At 70.3% G+C, this 17,431-nt stretch carries 7 protein-coding genes, 1 tRNA gene and 1 pseudogene; 3 read left to right on the top strand and 6 right to left on the bottom strand.

What is annotated here, in order from left to right; translation table 11 throughout:
• The 3 genes and pseudogenes from EYA84_RS02580 to EYA84_RS02570 all read right to left on the bottom strand — a co-directional run.
• Positions 1–331: pseudogene (locus EYA84_RS02580) on the bottom strand (hypothetical protein); the annotation flags it as partial.
• A 58-nt stretch (positions 332–389) separates the two neighbouring features.
• On the bottom strand, positions 390–701 hold the full coding sequence (locus EYA84_RS02575) for a WXG100 family type VII secretion target (RefSeq protein ID WP_131051369.1): 312 nt from the start codon (positions 699–701) through the stop codon (positions 390–392).
• A gap of 36 nt (positions 702–737) precedes the next feature.
• The gene (locus EYA84_RS02570; protein ID WP_131051368.1) at positions 738–1,073 is read right to left on the bottom strand and encodes a WXG100 family type VII secretion target; all 336 of its coding nucleotides are present in this window, start codon (positions 1,071–1,073) and stop codon (positions 738–740) included.
• A 285-nt stretch (positions 1,074–1,358) separates the two neighbouring features.
• On the opposite strand from EYA84_RS02570, the gene EYA84_RS02565 reads away from it, so the two are divergent.
• A complete protein-coding gene (locus tag EYA84_RS02565) occupies positions 1,359–15,209 on the top strand; it encodes a hypothetical protein (RefSeq protein WP_131051367.1) in 13,851 nt (4,616 codons plus the stop codon).
• 6 nt (positions 15,210–15,215) lie between these two features.
• Here EYA84_RS02565 and EYA84_RS02560 read toward each other — a convergent pair whose 3' ends face one another.
• Together EYA84_RS02560 and EYA84_RS33825 are read right to left on the bottom strand one after the other, a co-directional pair.
• Complete coding sequence (locus tag EYA84_RS02560) at positions 15,216–16,067, bottom strand: NmrA family NAD(P)-binding protein (RefSeq protein ID WP_131051366.1); 852 nt, start codon at positions 16,065–16,067, stop codon at positions 15,216–15,218.
• A 4-nt stretch (positions 16,068–16,071) separates the two neighbouring features.
• Entirely contained in the window at positions 16,072–16,194 is a 123-nt protein-coding gene (locus EYA84_RS33825; protein WP_255446592.1) for a hypothetical protein, read from the bottom strand.
• An 83-nt stretch (positions 16,195–16,277) separates the two neighbouring features.
• Between EYA84_RS33825 and EYA84_RS02555 the strand changes: the two genes are divergently transcribed.
• Together EYA84_RS02555 and EYA84_RS33820 are read left to right on the top strand one after the other, a co-directional pair.
• A complete protein-coding gene (locus tag EYA84_RS02555; protein ID WP_131051365.1) occupies positions 16,278–16,886 on the top strand; it encodes a TetR/AcrR family transcriptional regulator in 609 nt (202 codons plus the stop codon).
• 91 nt (positions 16,887–16,977) lie between these two features.
• Positions 16,978–17,106 carry a hypothetical protein gene (locus EYA84_RS33820; RefSeq protein WP_255446591.1) on the top strand — a complete coding sequence of 43 codons (129 nt, stop codon included), beginning with the start codon at positions 16,978–16,980 and terminating at the stop codon, positions 17,104–17,106.
• Between the two features lie 122 nt (positions 17,107–17,228).
• Here the strand turns inward: EYA84_RS33820 and EYA84_RS02550 are convergent.
• Positions 17,229–17,301, bottom strand: a tRNA-Arg gene (locus tag EYA84_RS02550).
• Positions 17,302–17,431: the final 130 nt, after the last annotated feature.

Here is a 17,431-nt window from a genome sequence, read left to right as displayed (position 1 = left end):
CCCCGGCCACCGCGACCCGGGCACGACTGCCCGGCGGCACCGCGATGGGGAGCACCGTCTCGACGAACGCCCAGTCCTCGGCGGTGTCGAGCGGCCCGACGACGGTCACCACGTCGCGCTCCGCCGCCAGCCCGGTCGCTGCGGCGGCGACCGCTCCCGTCGGGTCGGCGCCGACCACGGCCACCCGGTCACCGACCCAGTTCAGGGCCGAACCGAGCTTGCGGAACCGGCTGCTGTCCGCGAGCGACTCCGGGTTCGACTCGGCACCCGGTCCGACCGGTTCCGGCGACGGCTGCGCGTCGGAGGTACGGCCTCGTTGATCACGGATCATGCCGAATACTACGAGCCGGAGGTCTCGGATGTTCAAGACCCCCGGCCTGCGGTGATCGTCAGCCCCGCCAGGTACGCAGGTTCGAGAACTCCGCCTCGGAGTAGTTGTTCCAGGCGAGGTTGGCGGCGTTGGCGATGTCGCCCAGTGCGCCGTCCACACCGAACAGACCGTTCGCCCCGGCGTTCCACTGCCCCTGGAGTCCGACGTACTCCTCGCGTGCCTCACCGACCCAGCTCTCCTCCAACGGAACGAGCTTGGCCTTCAGGGTGGCGAGCATGTCGACCAGCTCGTCGGCGGTGCTCTTGAGCCTGGCGCCGGCGAACTCCAGCTCCGGGGGGACCCGGATGCGACTACCCATACTGTCGGTCACGCGAACTCCTCTACTCGGGCGGGCTGACGGTTCCGGTCAGGCGCCGGGCTCAGGCCCGAGACGGGCCGCCGGAATACCATTGATCTCGGGCATGGTGCGCACCGTCGCCTCGTCGGCCGTGGCGTAGTTGCCGGCGTTGCGCTGCAGGCCCCGCGAGATTCCGTTCAGGGCGTCGTTGAGCATCCGGCCGCAGGTGTCGTACTCCTCCATGGTCTGCTTGTAGGCCTTGGAACCCGGCCCCAACCAGTACGACGCCAGGTCGTCCACGTCCCGTCGCAGCGTCGCGAGCCGCGCCTGTAGCTGTGCAGCCGTGTCGGTGCAGGACTGTGACCCGTCCAGCAGCATCTGCGGAGTGATGTCGACTAGCTTCATAGGCCCTCCCGGTCGATGCCGCTCGGCCTCCTGGCCGTCCGGACGGCGGTCCCGTGCCAGCCTGCCCGCTCGGCACGGGACCGGCACAGTCACCAGTTCCAGGGACACCCGCCGCACCGGACGGTGAGGACGCCCGGTGCGGACATAAAGGGACTACCGGGGATCCGGCGAGTCGTGCCACCGTGCGGCGGGGATGGCTTGGGCAGGGAGGCCGACTCAGAGCACCGAACGGCGGAAACCCATCCGAAGCTGTCGGTACCGGAGAAGCGACCGGGGGGTGATGGTGTGCCGGTCGCGCATGGTTGCCGGGAGATTCTCGTGGTGGCGGGCCGGCTGGTCCTCACCGGTGAGCTGACCCAGACCGGGCATTCGGCGGCGTTGGCGGCCTCGCTCGCCGCGGTGCGGCCGGTCGACGCGACCCTGGTCTTCCTCGCGGAGGAGAAGCCCCGTTCGGCGGTCGGCGCGGCCTTCGTCCACGGGCAACCCTTCTCCGACCAGATGGTGCTGGTGCCGTGGGAGGTCGAGCGCTGGGGGGTCGACGGACGCCGCCTGGTGGACGACGCGGAAGCGGTGGAGAAGCTCGCGGATCTGTACCGGGTGCAGGTGCAGGTACCGGTCGGGTCGGCGCGCTCGGCGCGGCTGGTACCGGTGGACCCGCAGGGTCGGGAGACCTCGTGGGACGACGCCGTGGCGGTGCGGAGCCTGCCGTGGTCGCACGTCGCCGCCCGAGAGGCGGTACGCACGGCGATCGAGATCGCGTCCGACCGCACCTCGCCGTCCTGGACCCGGATCGAGGCGTTGGCCGGGTGGTTGGCGGAGTCGCACCAGCGGTTGCGGGTTCCGGTGCCGACGGCGGCCGTCGCGATGGCGTTCCGCCTGGTACGGCACGGCCTCCCGCCGGGGCCGGACGCGGCCGAGCTGATGCGGAAGGTGATGCCGGTCTCGATGGCCGACGTGCTGTCGGTGGCGGGTGGCGAACCGACGCCGACGGCGGACGTCGACGCGCTGCTCGACGGCCTCCTGCGGGCCCCCGACTCGTCGGCGCTGGTGCGCTTGCGGCCCGGTCTGGGCGCGGGTGAGCTGGGCTGGCTGGTCACGCACGACGATGTGGTGTGGTGGTTCGGGGCATCACCCGCCCCGGGTGGTGGTCCGGGGCCGGTCATCGTGCCGGTGGGCGAGGGCTGGGTGTCGGCGGCGCTGCGGGATCCAGCGACCGCCGTGGTGGTGTTCGGCCCGGTGCAGCAGGCGCACCGGACGCTGCTCGGCATCACCGACGTGGAGGACTTCCGCCTGTTCCGTTCGGCGGATCCCGGGGTGCGCGAGGCGGTACGTGCTCGGCGGTGGGTGGGAGCCGCCCATCCCGCCGTGGTGGATCTGGTGGATCGGACACACATGCGGCTCGACTCGGCCCGCAGGCTCGACCGGTTCGGTCCACGGGTGCTGCGACGGCTTGCGGCCGGCCACGATCGGGCTCTGCTGGCCAGGGCCGACGTACGCGCCGTGTACCAGGCCGACCCGACCGAGGCCCAGGCTTTTCGCCTGGAGTTGTCCCTCGCCGCCGACGGTTCGGTGCGGGACTGGCACGTCGAGATCGACGGGTTGGTGGCCGTACTCGCGGATCTGGGGGCTCTGAGCCTGGGCCCCGCGGGCGTCTTCCTGCCGACGACACCGACGGCGTCACCGCCGCAGCGGCTGCCTCATCCGGACCGGCCGCTGGTGGTCGTCGAGGTCGGGGACGTGTCGGACGCACGTCGACGACTCACGGACATCGGGGCCGCCCTTCCCTCCGACGCGCTCGTGGAGTTGGTGCCCGCCGCGCGTCTGTCGGCGGCCCACGTGGTGGCGTTGGCCGAGGTGCTGGGCGACGGGCACGTCCTGGCGGTCGGCCGGAACCTGGTGGATCCCAGCGGTGCCGACGCCGGCCGTCTCGTCGCGCACAGCGGGGCACACCAGCCGACGATGACACCGTTCGCCACCTACTACACCGTGCATCCCGGCTCGCAGCGGGATGTTCCTGTCGGTGGCATGTTCACGCTGAGCGCGCGCGACGACGGCAGGTACGAGATGTTGCCGGGCTGGCATGTCGTCACGGTCGGCGACCGGGTGTGGATCGGTCCGGCAGACGTGTCACCACAGGTCGGCGACGGCGACCCGCGCGTGGTGATCGGCACCCCTGACCGCCCCGTCCCGTGGACGGTGTGGCAGTACGGCATGTGGGTGGCCCGGGTGCTGGCCAGCCACACCGGGGCCGTCGCCGACGCGGACTTCGTCCGGGTGCACCGGCCCGCGCCTCCGGTGTCGCCGCGACCGTGGCCGTCGACCGCGTCGCTGCACGCGGAGACCGCTCACGACCGGCGGCTACTCGACCTGGCCTTCGGTCCACGGTGGCAGGAGGCCCTGTTCGCGTCCGGGAGCGTCCCGGCGCGGGTCGGTCACTACCTGCTGGACGCGCTGCTGGACGAGGCCGGTGCCGATCCGGCCGAGCAGGACCCGGCAGCGCTGGTGGCCCATCTCGACCGGTACGCCGAGCGGTTGCGCCTGCCACATGCGACGGCGAGCCCGGTGGCGGCCCGGCGTGAGTTGCTCCGGCGACTGTGGCGCGACGCGGGCATGTACTACCGGATCCTCACCGAGTTCGACCCGCAGACGCCGCCAGGCAGCACCGCTGCGCATCCCGACGAACATCTGGAACTCGACGCCAGTCCGCCCTCGCCCGCCGAAGAGCCGGTCGCGGTCGGTTCGTGGCCGCCGGCCGTGCTGACACCGGACGAGTTCCCCCTGGTCGTCGAAGATCTGGTGATCTCCTCCGAACCCGAACCCGAACCCGATGCCGAGGACGCCGCCGACGAAGCGCCGTCGGACCCGATGGACATCGACACGTCGCCCGAAGCCGACGAGACCGCGTCGGACGCCATGGCCGTTGACGCGCTGTCCGAACCCGACGAGGCGCCGACGGAGCGGGTCGCGGGGCTGGCGGCGAATCTGGTGAAGGATCACGCGAAGCATCTGCAGGACGCTGACTGGCGGGCGGTCACGTATGACACCGCAGTCACCAGCCAGCGCGTCGTGCTGCGTGACCTGTTGGGTGCCGAGCAACTGACGGCCTGGCGGAAGTCCGGTCTGTTCGACAGCGGTGTGGTGCTGCGCCCGGCGCGCGTTAGCAGGCCGGAGGACAGGGGGATCCGGCTGGTGGTGCGCGCGGAGCCGGTCGGCGCGTACCAGCATGTGGGCGCGGCGGAGTCCGCGCAGTGGTATGCCGCCCCGTTGCTGGTGACGGTGCGGTGGGAGCACTCCGGGCATCCGCCGACGGCTGACCTGCCGGTGGTCCGCGCGGCGCTGGTGCAATTGCGGGCGTTGGTGTCGGACGAGGTGTTGTCCGGGCCACGGTCGCGGGTGGCGCGGCGCGAGGCCGAACTGGTCGGTGTGGATGAGAAGTTGGCCGCGACGGTGGACCGGCTCAACCCCGTAGTGCTGGATCTTCCACCGGAGACGCTGCGGCGGGGCCTGGCGCGAGTGGCCGCCATCGATCCGGTGTCGGTACGGACACTGCACGACGCAGTCGTCGCGGAGGTCGAGGTGGGTCGCTGGCGATCGGCTGGACGGCAGTTGATGCGGGCCGACACGCTGCACCAGGTGATTTCCGGACCAGGGCTGTCCGGAGTGCTCGGCGCTGCCCTGCGCCCCCAGGGCGCAACGGCGGGTCCGCTGAGGTTCCGGATGGCGTTGGTCGACGCGCTGCCCCTGGGCACGCTCAGCAGCGACGACGTGGTCTACCAACGGGTCCGGGGCGGGCTGCTGGTGCAGGTGGAGCCGGCAGAAGTGCGTGGCCTGCCGCAGCTCGTCTTCCGGCTCGACGGCGCACTGGAGCTGGCGCTGGACACCCCCACCGCGGATCGGTTCAGGCAGGAGACACCACCACCGGCGTACCAGCGGGTGTGGGAACCGGATGAGCCGGTGTCGGAGGCGTCCCCGCCGGTGCCGGCGGTCACCCCGAGGGTGGGTCAACAGCCGCGGACCGACGACCTCTTCCACGGCGACGAGTGGACCCGGCTGGTCACCGACCTGGGTGTGACGGGCCCGGACGAGGCCAGGACCCGGCAGTGGGTACGTCTGATCGAGAGCGTGCCGGACCCGGACGAGGTCACCGATCTGACGGTCGAGGCGATCTCGGCGGTGCACGGGCCGCTCCCGACCGACGCGCAGGTGCGCGCCTCGGCGGATCTCGTGGAGCCGGTCCGACGGGCGTGGTACGCGGTCGCCCAGGATCTCGGTCTGCCGCCGGGCGCCCTGCGGATCGTCGGCGCGGAACTGGTCACCGTGGTGCGGACGCGTACCACCGGCACCAGGGCCAGGGCTGACGAGCTGCTGACCGGGTTACGCGAGCGGTTGGGGCCGTTCGGGGTGTCGACCGATGTCGAGGTGGTGTATCTGGCCGAGCTCAGCGCCCGGCTCGGACTGGGTCCGGATGATCTTCCGTCGTTCCGCTGGCTGAGCGAGCGGGGGGTGCCGCTGGAACTGGTGCACACCCTTCCGGACAGGTTGGCCGGACGGTCGGTGGCCTGGGCCGCCGAGCAGGTCCACTGGAGCGACGACCTCGCCGGTGTGGCGGCGGACCTGGGCCTGTTCCTCGACTCGGCCGGGCCGGACGAGTCGGCGCGGAAAGTCCGGCGCACGCTGCGATTGCTGGCGCTCACAGCGCTGGCCGGGCAGCTCGGCCTCGGGCCGAGCGCCGTGTCTGGCACGGAGAGCGAGCGCCCGGCGGCGGTGCCGGACGTCCCTCCCGTCGCCGGAGCGGGGGATCCGCAGGGCGGGCGGCCGTCCGAACGACTACAGACGGCAGGCAAGATCGATCTCGCCGGCCTGCTGGCCATCCGAGAGATGATCCGGACCGCGGCGCGGATGATCGGCATGAGGGCGGACCGTGTGCGGCCCGCTGAGGTCGGGACGCTGGTCGAGCGGGTGGTGGATCAGGTCCGACTCGTCGCTGAAGAACTCGGGTTCAAGTCGCTGCAGCACGTCACGCGGTATGCGGAGGTGAGCGGCGGGCTCGGATTCCCGGTCACCGAGTTGAGCGACCTCCTGCCGTCCGGCCACCTGCCCTCGCTCGTATACCAACTGGTCGGCAACGTGCCGGCGCCTCAGATCCTGCGGTTCCTGGACGAAGTGGCCCCCGCCCGGCCGATTCGGCGATCGGCCGATCTGGAACCTGAGCCGGTGCCGACGTCGACGAGGTGGAGCGTGCGGGAGGCCGCCGGCTGGGCCGACCGGTGGGAGGTGCCCGAGGAGCAGGTCCGGGCCGTGGTCAAGCTCCCCCTGGTCGACCTGCCGCGCGTGGCCCGGATGATCGACAAACTGCACCTGCCGAAGGAGCAGATCGCACAACTGCTCGACGTGATCGCGACGACCGGCCAGGTGCCGGACCGCCTGGACTGGTTCGCCTATCGGGCCGGGGTCGAGCCGGAGGTCGCGCTGGAGCTGTCCTGGCGGTTGCACACGAACATCCTGGATCTCCTGCCGATGCGGTCAGTCCTGAACCGGCTGGCGGTACACGCGCCCGAGCGGTCGGACGACCGTCTGACCGTCGAACACCTGGTTCGCCTGCTCACGCAGGGGCCGAACGGTGAGCCGGTGCCATTTCCGTCGTGGACCTTCTGGGTCGGGGCACGCCTGCCCACCGGGTCCGGGGCCGACGGGCTGACCCCGAACGAGTTGCACGACCTCTTTTTCAGCACGTTCCGGGTGGGCCACGCCAGCGTCGCGGAGTATCACCGGCGTCTCGCGGGCCTGGACTGGATCGGGCTGCTGGAGCAGGCGATGGACGACTCGGCGCGCCGGTTCGACGAGGACGAGCCTCCGCCGGTCCGCCCGCAGCTACCGGCGGCACGCGACGCGGACCTGTGGCTGGCCCAGTGGCTCGCCGAACAGGTGGGCATTCCGCGCGACGAGGTCGAGAGCGACCTGATCGACCGTCCGTGGCTGGACCATGTCGCCGTACTCGACGCCGCCCGTGATCTGGCGGTGCCGGTGCCGACGGCCCTGGCCTACGCCCGTCGGTGGGGCGGACTGAAGGCCTCCGACGTCCCACCGCTGCCACCGGACGCACATTCCGAGACTGTGACGTGGCTGTTCGGCATGGCCGCACGGTGGGACGTGCCGCTGGTCCAGCTCGGGCCGATCGCGGCGGCGTTGCCGCGTCGACAGGAGCCGCCCACGGAGATCCCGGCGATCGCCGAGAACGCGCTGCGACGACTGTGGCCCCACACCGTCAGCTTCGGTGCGACGGACACGTTCTGGGCCGCGCGGGTGCCGCTGGCGTTCCTCACCGACTGGAGGCTGGCGCCGACCGACTGGACGGGTGATCAGGTCGATCTCGGGTGGTGGCTGACCAGTGTGCTGGGTCTGCCGTCCGGAACGCAGACCAGCGCCCCGGGCTCGGCGATGGACATCGACTCGGACGTCGGCACGGCCAGCGAGTCGGATGTCGAGATGGCGGACGAGTCGGATGACGACACGTCCAGCGTGTCGCATCTCGATCCGATGGAGAGTCTCGTCGAGCACCTGTGGGACGAGCTGACCGAGCACCATCGCGAGCAGTACCTGACGACCCTGTCGGAGATGGCCGACCAGCTCGGCCTCGACCTGCACCGGCGCTACGAGTTGTCCGCCGCGCTACGGGTCAGCGTCTGGTGGGTCACCGGTTTCAGCGTCCGGATCGGACAGGTGCCCGACGTCGAACACCACGCGTCACGGCTGGGCGTCCCCTCGGACAAACTGTTCGCGCTGGCCTCCGTCCTGGGTGTCGATCCGGCAGTCCTCGGCCCAGAGGACGACCTCACCCGGCTCAACGACGCCGACGAAGCCAGTGTGATGAGGTTCGCCGCGGTGGGCGCGGTCGCCGACTCGATCCGAAGCCGCCCGGACTGGCGGTCGCGGCAGATGACCGACACGCTCACCGACCACCTGTATGCCATCGTGTTCGCGCAGACCGGCGTCCCACCTAAACTCGTCCACCAACTCAACGACGACGGCAGTTGGCTCGGTCTCCGCGGTCTGTTGGAAGGCGCCGCGAGGGCGGACGTCCCGGCGGAGTCGCTGGCGGTGTACGCCAATCTGAGTCGGCCGCCGAAGGGGGCCGGTGGCGGCACAGCCGGGCCGAGCCGGGTGATCGAGGCGTATCAGAGACGGCAGAGGTCCGACGAGGCGACGTACGGACTCGACACGTCGGACCTGTGGCCGGTGTGGAACCACGACGGTTCGGCGACTCTCGCCCGAGGCGACGTCGCCGAGGTCAGCGCCGCAGCCCTGCGATACGCCGAGCCGTATCAGCGCGCCGAGGTGTTCCGCCGGATCACCGCTCATGCCGGTCTGCAGGACGTCCCGCAGAATGTCGCCGGTCTGATCCGGGCGATGGGCGCGGCTGCGGGACCCGACTCCGCACCGCACGAATGGTTGAGCCCGCTGCTCCGCGACGCACCCGTGCCGGACGGCATGTCGATCAGCCTCCTGTCGTCACTCATCGGCGCTTCACCGCAGGCGGAGAGAGCGTTCGCCAACCTCTCGGACATCGCCGGTGTGCGTGTCGGGCCCCCCACGGACGGCCGGTACTCGTTGCAGTTCACGTTCGGTTCGGAGGGGGGCGGTTGGGCCGGTCTCGCCGACGTGCTCGACACACTCAGAGACCTGACGTTCACGATCAACGAGGCAACGGTCGAGGTCAGGACGGAGTACGGCGCGGACGCCGCCGCCTACCTCCGGCTGGCCCACCTCTACTACGCACATCTCAACGCGTTGAGCCAGATCGGCCTCGCGAACAGGAAAGACCCGCCGCCGCAGTACGGCTATTCGAGCTTCGCCGGGTTCCTCCGAGCGCACCGCGAGGCCGGTGGCCTCTCCGTCGGCGTGGCCTGGAACTCCGACGACGTCGTCAGACTTCGCCTGGACGCTCGGAAGGAACTCCTGTGGCCCGGCATACCCCAGGCCGGGCTCCGGGTCATCGCGGAGATGGTGGAGATCGCCCGCCGGCCGTTCCCCGATCCGCAATGGTGGGACTGGACGTTCCGGCCACCCGGCGACCACGCGGACGACGCCTTCGAACTCGGCCTCGACGGGTGGCGGCTGGTGGGGTTGCTCACCGACCAGTCGACCCGCGCCCAGGCCGCCGCGATGTTGACGATCTTCCGTCCGAAGCGGAAGGCCCCGAATCACCCGATGGCGCGGGGCTTGGGTCCGGTCCTGGACGATCCGACGATCCCGGAGACGCTGCCGCAGACGCACGAGGTGCCCGACGCCGGCCTGCTGGCCGAGATCCTGCCCGCCGGCCGGTCGACGGCGGGGCTGGCCGCCGCCGCTGCGGTCACGGCCCGGTTGACCGATCCGGAACTGGGGATGTCCTATCGGGCTGCGGTGGTGCGGGCAGCCGGTGGCCGTCCGGTGTTCGTCCCCGGCCGGGTGCCGGGAGATCAATCCGTCTCGGATGTGCTCCGACAGTTGATCAGCGGGCAGCTCAGGTTGCCGGACGAGGCGGTACGGGCGGCGTACCGCGCGGTGTGGCAGGCGCCCGACACCGCAGCTCTGCGGGATCTCCTGCAACGGGACGGTTGGGACGTACTGATCCTCGACCCGACCACCGTCGATGCGCGCCTGGATCGGCCCCGGGTGTGGCGCGACACGCTGCCGGCAACGTTCGAGGCGAACGCCTCGGACAGACGCGGGAGATGGCCCGATCCGTCGCAGACCGTGGACTGGCTCCGGCATCGGATCGGCGCCGGACGACCACCGGTGCCGTACTTCCTGGCGAACGCGTGGGGCAGCCTGGGCGATCCCGGGTCCGGCCGGACGTTCGCTCTGACCATCGACGGCATCTGGAGTGACGACGTACCAGGTGAGCCGTGGACGTGGGTGGCCTCCGAGGACCGTGGGGACCCGTTCGCCGACGCGCTGGCCGCCGCACAGTCCGTGCTGGCCATGGCGCAGTTCGCGACCTCTCCGGATAGCCCGAGGTCACGGCTGAGGATCGAGCCGGACCCGGAAGAAGTCGAGCAGTTCGTCATCCACGCCACGGATCTCGTGGACAGCCCGCCGGTGTGGCGGGCACTCGGCGCCGTGGTCGAGGCCATGCGACGGTACGGCGTGTCCGTCGAGCGGATGGTGATCACGGCAGACCACGCCCCGCTGCCGGCAGCGGGGACCGGGCAGTCGGTCGACCGTACGGCGGCGTTGGACCGTCTCGTTCGCGCCCACGAGGACGCGCTGACCCGGCTGTTCGGTTCACCGGAACTGCCGTGGCTGAATCCCGTCGACCCGCCGGAGGTGGGCGCGGCCGGATCGAGACCTCACGCGGTCGAGATCGGCGTCACCTATCCCGGCATCCTGGCGACCGGCCTGGGCGGATTGCAGGGCGGGGTACTCGTGGTGTTGGCGCTCCTGGCCGCCACGGCACGCGCCTCCGTGGCCGCCTCGGACCTGTCCGACTCCGATGCGAATCCGGTCGGCACGAACTTCGCCACGACCAGGTCCGAGCCGCAGCAGGTGGACGGGTGGTTCCTCGACCCGTCGGGGGGACCGCAGATAACGGCATTGCTGGCCGCCCTGGGGTTGGACCAGGCCGGACGCGCACAGGTCGCCGCCCTGTTCCACCTCAACTCGTGGTATCCGCCGCCGGACTCTCCGCCCGCGAGGGTGCGGGGTGCGGGCGACCATCCCGTGTGGCCGGTATCCACCAGATCGGAGCATCCCGCCGCGTTCGTCGCCGCAGTCGCCGGGACGACCCCGGCGATGGCAGCTCGAGACGCCGTCACCAGCCTTGAGACGCTCCGCCTTCCGCTGGACTATCTGCGGGGTGTCCAGCGGCGGGCCGACGCGTACCTGCGCTCGGCCCCACCGGTCACCGATGCGGCCACCGCGTTGACGCTGCGAGCGGCCAGCGTGGCGGGACTCTGGGAGGAACTGGGGCGCAGCGGCGCGACGATCGGCGCCTGGCACGAACGGTTCCAGCGTGAGCAGGTCGGGCTGGGCGATCTGGCCGGAGAGGGCGGGTCGCCGCCCGGCCCGATCCCGAGCCTCGCGGCAGAGGCCCGAAGCGCCCTGGACACCGTTCCCACCAGTGGTGCCACCGTCGAGGACGCGGCCGTGCTGGGTTCGTTGGCCTCCTGGCTGACCTCGCAGACAAGACCCAGGATGGATGAGGCGGGCGAGCGCGCGGCCGAGCTGCTGCGTCGCGAGATCGCGGACCGGCTGCACGCGGGTACGCCCGCACCTCCCCTTGCCTCCCCGACCTCGGCCGACGAAAGGCAGTGGGCCCACCGGGGGTTGCTGGGGGCGGTCCTCGACGCTGCGGCGTGGCAGGGTGTCCCACTCCCCTCCGAGATCCACACCCCCCGCCACCTGCGGGACTTCGTGACATCGCTGGTGGCGGCCGAGCCGGCACGGTTCGCCATCGTGGGCGGTGGGCGGGGCGCTCTGCTGGCCGAGGAGTTGCCGTTCAGCACGTTGGCGGCTCTCCTGGCCGGTTTCCGCGCTCCCGAGCCGACGCCGGAGCAACTCAATCGGTGGCAGGCCGAGGCATCGACCGCGCTACGACGTCGGCTGCCCGACGCGGACGGCCACACGATCCGCGAGGCAGTACGGGCCGCGACCGGAGCACGGGTACGAGAACACCGGCGTAGCCAGTGGCGGGCGGAGTTCGCCCGACGGGTGGAACAGCCGACTCCCCAGTTCAAAGCACAGCTCATGCGGGCGCTGACCAATATCGATCCGTACCGCGTACGGCTGGTGCAACTGGTCATCGAAGCCACCGCGACCGGCACGCGTCATCTGCAGGAGGGCCTGGCGCAGGTCGACCTGCACGCGACGGCGCTGGGCCGACACCTTCCCGAGGCCATCGCCAGGGCGCTGGACGTCAACATCGTCGTGCACAGCGACCAGAGCCCGACAGTGCAGACGTACCCGGGCCCCCGTCCGGTGCTGCACCTGTCCCGCGTCGATCGCGGCTCGGCCGGGCTGCTCGACAGGTACCAGCCGTACACGTCCGCGGTCAGCGCAGGGCCGGACCCCTCGTCGACAGGGCGTCCCGCCGACACCATGGACCCGCGACTGTGGCGCTTCGCCCGGGACTGGGTGCGCGAACGCTACCCGCTCCTCGACGGTAGTCAAGGCTGGAACGAGCAGCGGATAGCGTGGTACCGGCTGGTGGAACTGCTTGCTCAGTGGATCGACGTGCCGATGATGGCGACGTTCATCGCCACCGACGGCGTCCAGTCCGAGGTCACCTTCGACCCGATGCCGTGGAGGATGGACCTCACCGTCAGATCGGTCGACGAGGCCCTCGTCGAACTGTTACCACAACTGCTCGTGGCAGAGGTGGTCACGATGCAGGCCCAGGCAGAGACCCGCAAATCGCAGATGTCGCGGCACACGGCGGATGAGAACGCCGTGGAGCACATGTGGAACACCCGCGATCCGGGCGACGAACGGCATGAGGAGTGGCCCCGACACTACACCCAGGCGCGGTTGCAACGGGACGACGTCAAGCGCGCGAGAGATCTGCTCTGGGAGACAAGAAGACGCTTTTCGATCATTCCACGACTCAGAGGGCTGCCCCGGCTGGATCGTCGACTCATGCGGGGCCGGGAGGTTGCGCGATGGGAGTACGCCAGCGCGCTGACCAGAACCGCGTACCACGATTCGGTAGCCCAGACGCAGTTCAATCTTCAGCAGCAACTTCGAAAGATGGGTTCGACGCGAGACTGGCGGATGACACCGCACACGCAGATGCGGGAGATCGACGGCTTCGAGTCGGTCGACCTGGGGCCGGCAGGGACGTTCCTACGCCCGGCAGGTTCACACACCGCACCGCCTGCGCGGATGTCGAGCGAGATCGACCGGCTCGTCGTGGTGGAGGTCGGCGACGCGGCCGCAGCACCTCATGTGTTGACGCAGATCCTTGACTACCTGCCCGACACGGCATTCATAGAGCTGATGATGTCCGGCCCGATGAACGCACCGCAGGCCATAGAACTCGCCCGGCTGATCGGCGACAACCGAACACTGGTGCTGCCCTCGAATCTGGTCGTTCCCGGTGACCTCTCCGAACACTTCGACGCCCACTCACACTCGCTCATCCCGACCTTCCTTCCTTTTGCGGCGTACTACGCCGTCAATCCCAACCTACGCGGTCGTGTAGTCGAGATCGCAGATCTACGTCTGCCATACATCGGCGCCGGCAGGTACCAATTCCTGACCGGCTGGGACGTCGTCACCGTTGAGGATCGCCTCTGGATCCGACCGACCGACTACCGGGAGGAGCTGGCCTATTCCGGTGCCGCCCGGATCGTCATCGGTGCACCAGGCCGATCAACACCATGGACGGTGGAGCAGTTCGGCCAGAAGGTCGCATCGGCCGTCACCATAGGTGCCGACCTCACACTCCGGGGTTTCGTCCATACACTCGGACGGACCGATCCGATGATGCGGCCACCACGCCTCAACCGGAGTGTCATCAACCCCGTCGACGACCAGGACCGGCGGCTTCACCAGCAGGCCTTCGGCCGCGGCCACCCGAGTAACGAATTCGTCGTGCCGGTGGGCGCCGGTCCCGAAGCCCCCCAGGAGACCCTGACCCTCGGCCATGTGGTCGACATCCTGTTGGACCTCGCCGGGGCCGATCCCGCCGAAAGCGACATCCAGGTTCTGCTCGGCCGGTTGGACCAGTTGGCAGAGCAGCGGGGCATCCTGCGGGACGACACGACGCCGAACGGCGCGCAACGCGCACGGTATGCGTTGCTGAAGTGGGCCCGGGACAGGCTCAGCGAGGCCGGCGTCGCCGGGTTGCTGGCCGAGATCCCCCCACCACCTGACGTCGTGGAGCTCACCGCCAGCCCTCCCGAACCGGCCGAGGCACCGGTCGTGGTGCGAGCACCCGACCCAGACCTGGCAGACGCCGGACACCCGGTGGCCGACGACGACGGTCGACCGGGTCGTACCGGAACTGCGCAGACCCGGCAGTCTGCGCTGTTGTCGGTCCGGGCCGGGGTGTACCTGCCACATGTCGAGGACACTGCCCGCCGGACCGTGATCGACGGCATGCCCCGTTACCAGAGCTACGTCTCGGCCTTCGCGACCCTGGACCCCGCCACGACAGAACTGGTTGCCGGCACCCGCCGATACGGACCGGAAAGGTTCCACCAGGAACTCACCGCCGCAGGCGTACCGGTCGACGCGAAACTGTCGTTGACCCTCTCCCCGCCAGCGGTCACGGGTCATACCGAAACCGATCGGCGCGCGGCACAGCGATTCGCAGACGAGCTGTGGTCGATTCGCGGCACATCGGGCATCTTCAGCATGGCCGAGACGCCGGGGCCGACCACCGCCCCGCCCGCCCTGCCGGAGGTCCTGACCGGATGGCTCAGGCAGGCGGACTGGTCGGATGCTCAGCACTACCTCCACCAGCACATCACCGAGTTGTCGCAGCGGGACAGCATCGAGGCGATGCGCGCTCTCACTCGACTCGATCCGGACAACCGGGTGGCGGCTCCCTACCGCGCGGTCCTCGACCTGGTGGACCTCGCCGGAGGCGTCGCCAGGCCAGCCGGCACGCCACACCCTCCCGCACCGGTGGCGGCTGCCGACGGTGCGCAACCATGGATCGTCCCGCCGGGCCCGGTGCCGACGGCATTCGCCTTCGACTACCTGCGGGCGAGACCCGACCGGCAGGCCCGGAAGCCCTGGAACGACCAACTCCTCCAGATGATGTACGAACGATCGGCGTTCCGAGAACTGGCAGTGATGCTGGCGTGGGGCGTCGTGGAACGCGAGGAAAGCCCGACGCAGGGCCGGCGCGTCGGTCTCGACTACGGACAGGGCAACGCGATGGCCTTCGCCGCCGTCCACCACGTACTCAGGATGTCGGTGACGCGGGCACGCACTCCCGGGCCGACCGGAAGCTGGCCGGAGATCGATGCGGTGGACGCATGCGTGCTCGATCCGCTCGACAAATCGTTCTGGATTCCGCGGATGGACGAGCTACGTCGCCAGGTGCGCAGCCTCGGCATTCCCGGCCACCCTGAGCGCAGCGGGACCCCGGCACCCGAGCACGAAAGACTGCTGGACCTGCTGATCGAAAGGCTGGTGAGCTGCTAGCGGCACCTACGGCAGATAACCGGACAGGAACTCTCGGAAGTCCCTCGGCTCGCGACCGGTGAGACGTTCCACCACGTCCGTCACCCGGTCCTCGGCACCCTGGGCGATTCCCGCGTCCAACTCCGCCAGCAGGCGCGCGAAGTCGACCGGCAATCCTCGCTCGGCCAGGTGGGTGGCCATCTGCGGGACGCCCACCGCCCGATGCGTGACCGGTCGTCCCAGACGCTCACTCAGCAGCGCGGCCACCTCGTCCCAGGTGAGCGCAGTCGGGCCGGTCAGCACGAGTTCCCCGGTCACCGTCGGCTCCCCGGTCAGCGCCCGTACCGCCACCGTCGCGATGTCGTCCGGGTCGACGAACGCGATCCGGCCGTCCCCCGTGGCCGTGACGATCTCGCCCTGTTCACGGATCGTCGCCGCATGGATGTGGGCACCCAGGACGTTGGACATGAACCACGAGGGGCGGAGCACCACCGACGTCTCGATCAGGCCGGGCATCTCCGTCATGACCCGGCCCAGGTCCTCGCCTCCCCGGGAGATCGCCGACGAACCGAGCAGCACGGCCCGTCGCACACCGGCGTCGCGCGCCCGTTCGAGGAAGGACACCATGACCGGTGCCGGGTCGAGCGCACCGATCGGCGGTACGAGGTAGACCGAGGTGGCTCCGTGCAGTGCCGCGTCCCACGACTGTGGGGCGTACCAGTCGAAGTAGGTCCGCTCCTGACCGGCGACGGCTGGGCCATCGGCGGCGCTGGTGCCGGCAGTGCGGCTGGCCACCCGGGCCGGCACACCCATGGAGGCTAGCCGGGCGACGATCCGGCTGCCGGTGGTGCCGGTGCCTCCGATGACGAGCGCGCTCATGCGGTCACCAGCCCACCGCCGGGCAGTTCCGCCGCGATCGCCGGGTTCCAGCAATCCCGCCAGTCCCGGACATGTCCTTGTCGAGCAGCAGGTCGAACGCGCGCTGCACGGTCTGTCTCGGCCCCATCGGGCACCTCCTCGGTAAGATGCGGACCATCAGTCCGCTATCACCATAGCGGACCGCCAGTCCGCTTATCGAGTGGGGGTTCGATGCGTAGCGACGCGGCGCGGAACCGCGAGACGGTCCTAGCCGTCGCCGGACGGCTGTTCGACGAGGCCACCGACCCGGACCAGGTGTCCATGGACGTCATCGCGGCCGCCGCAGGCGTCGGCAAGGGCACCCTCTTCCGTGGCTTCGGCGACCGTGCCGGGCTGATGGCCGCGCTGTGGCGACAACGCGGCGAGGAACTGGTGACCGCCCTCACCACCGCAGAGCAGGGGCCCGGCCCACTTCGCGACCGGGTTCTCGCCCTGCTGTACGCGGCGCAGCAGTTCAAACTGCGCAACCGGACCCTGGCCCTGAGCCTGGAGAAGGCAGGACGCGGAAGCCCGTACGGCACCGACGACTACGAGCGGTGGCATCGGGTGCTGACCGCGCTGGTCGCCGCCGCCCGAGGAACCGCCGACGCGCCGTACCTCGCCCACGCGCTGCTCGCCGCCGTACGCGCCGATCTCCTCATCCACCTCGGCGACCGGCCAGAGAACGAGCTCCGATCCGGCTTGGAAGCGCTGGTCGACGCGATCGTGACCGGACTCCCCGCAGGTGGGGCGCGTTCGCCTCATCCCCGGATGGGGCACGCGTCATCGACCACGACGTGATCGACCAGATGCATGCGTCGTTGGACTCCCGGCTGCGACCCGAGGACATCGCGGCCCTCATCCTCCGACAGCGGGCAGAACTTCCGACCCGGTGTGGGCGGGGCTCCTGCGCCAGGCCGGGGCGTTCTCCGGCAAGAAGGTACGCACCGACCACGAGAACGTGGTGGTGCCGGTCGACGTCATCGCGAGCGACCTACCGTCGGGACCGAAGCCGCAGTAGCGGGCAAGCCGGGGCGCTCAACGGCTGCTCGACGCGCCCGAAGGGCAGTGTGACGATGTTCGAGGGGCCGGTGACCCCAAGCCCCAACTACACCTAGATCAGAAAGGCGCGTTTTGCCTGCGTGCCCCCGGCAGGATTCGAACCTGCGACACACGGTTTAGGAAACCGATGCTCTATCCCCTGAGCTACGAGGGCGCGAGGGCCTAGTCTAGCGACCTGGGCGTTCACCTGGGGTGGCAGGGAGTGGCCCACGTTCACCCACGTTCCCCGGACCGCCGTTCTCCCAGCCCAGGACCACAGCTCGAGCACACGAACCCCGGTTTGC

The organism is Verrucosispora sp. SN26_14.1 (assembly GCF_004307965.1).
Classification (GTDB): domain Bacteria; phylum Actinomycetota; class Actinomycetes; order Mycobacteriales; family Micromonosporaceae; genus Micromonospora.
This window is presented reverse-complemented; position numbering and strand designations above follow the sequence as displayed.

Excerpts from the sequence above, each read along its gene's own strand:
- EYA84_RS02570 (WP_131051368.1), bottom strand. The coding sequence starts at position 1,073 with ATGAAGCTAGTCGACATCACTCCGCAGATGCTGCTGGACGGGTCACAG.
- EYA84_RS02560 (WP_131051366.1), bottom strand. The coding sequence starts at position 16,067 with ATGAGCGCGCTCGTCATCGGAGGCACCGGCACCACCGGCAGCCGGATC.
- EYA84_RS02555 (WP_131051365.1), top strand. The coding sequence starts at position 16,278 with ATGCGTAGCGACGCGGCGCGGAACCGCGAGACGGTCCTAGCCGTCGCC.
- EYA84_RS33825 (WP_255446592.1), bottom strand. The coding sequence starts at position 16,194 with ATGGGGCCGAGACAGACCGTGCAGCGCGCGTTCGACCTGCTGCTCGAC.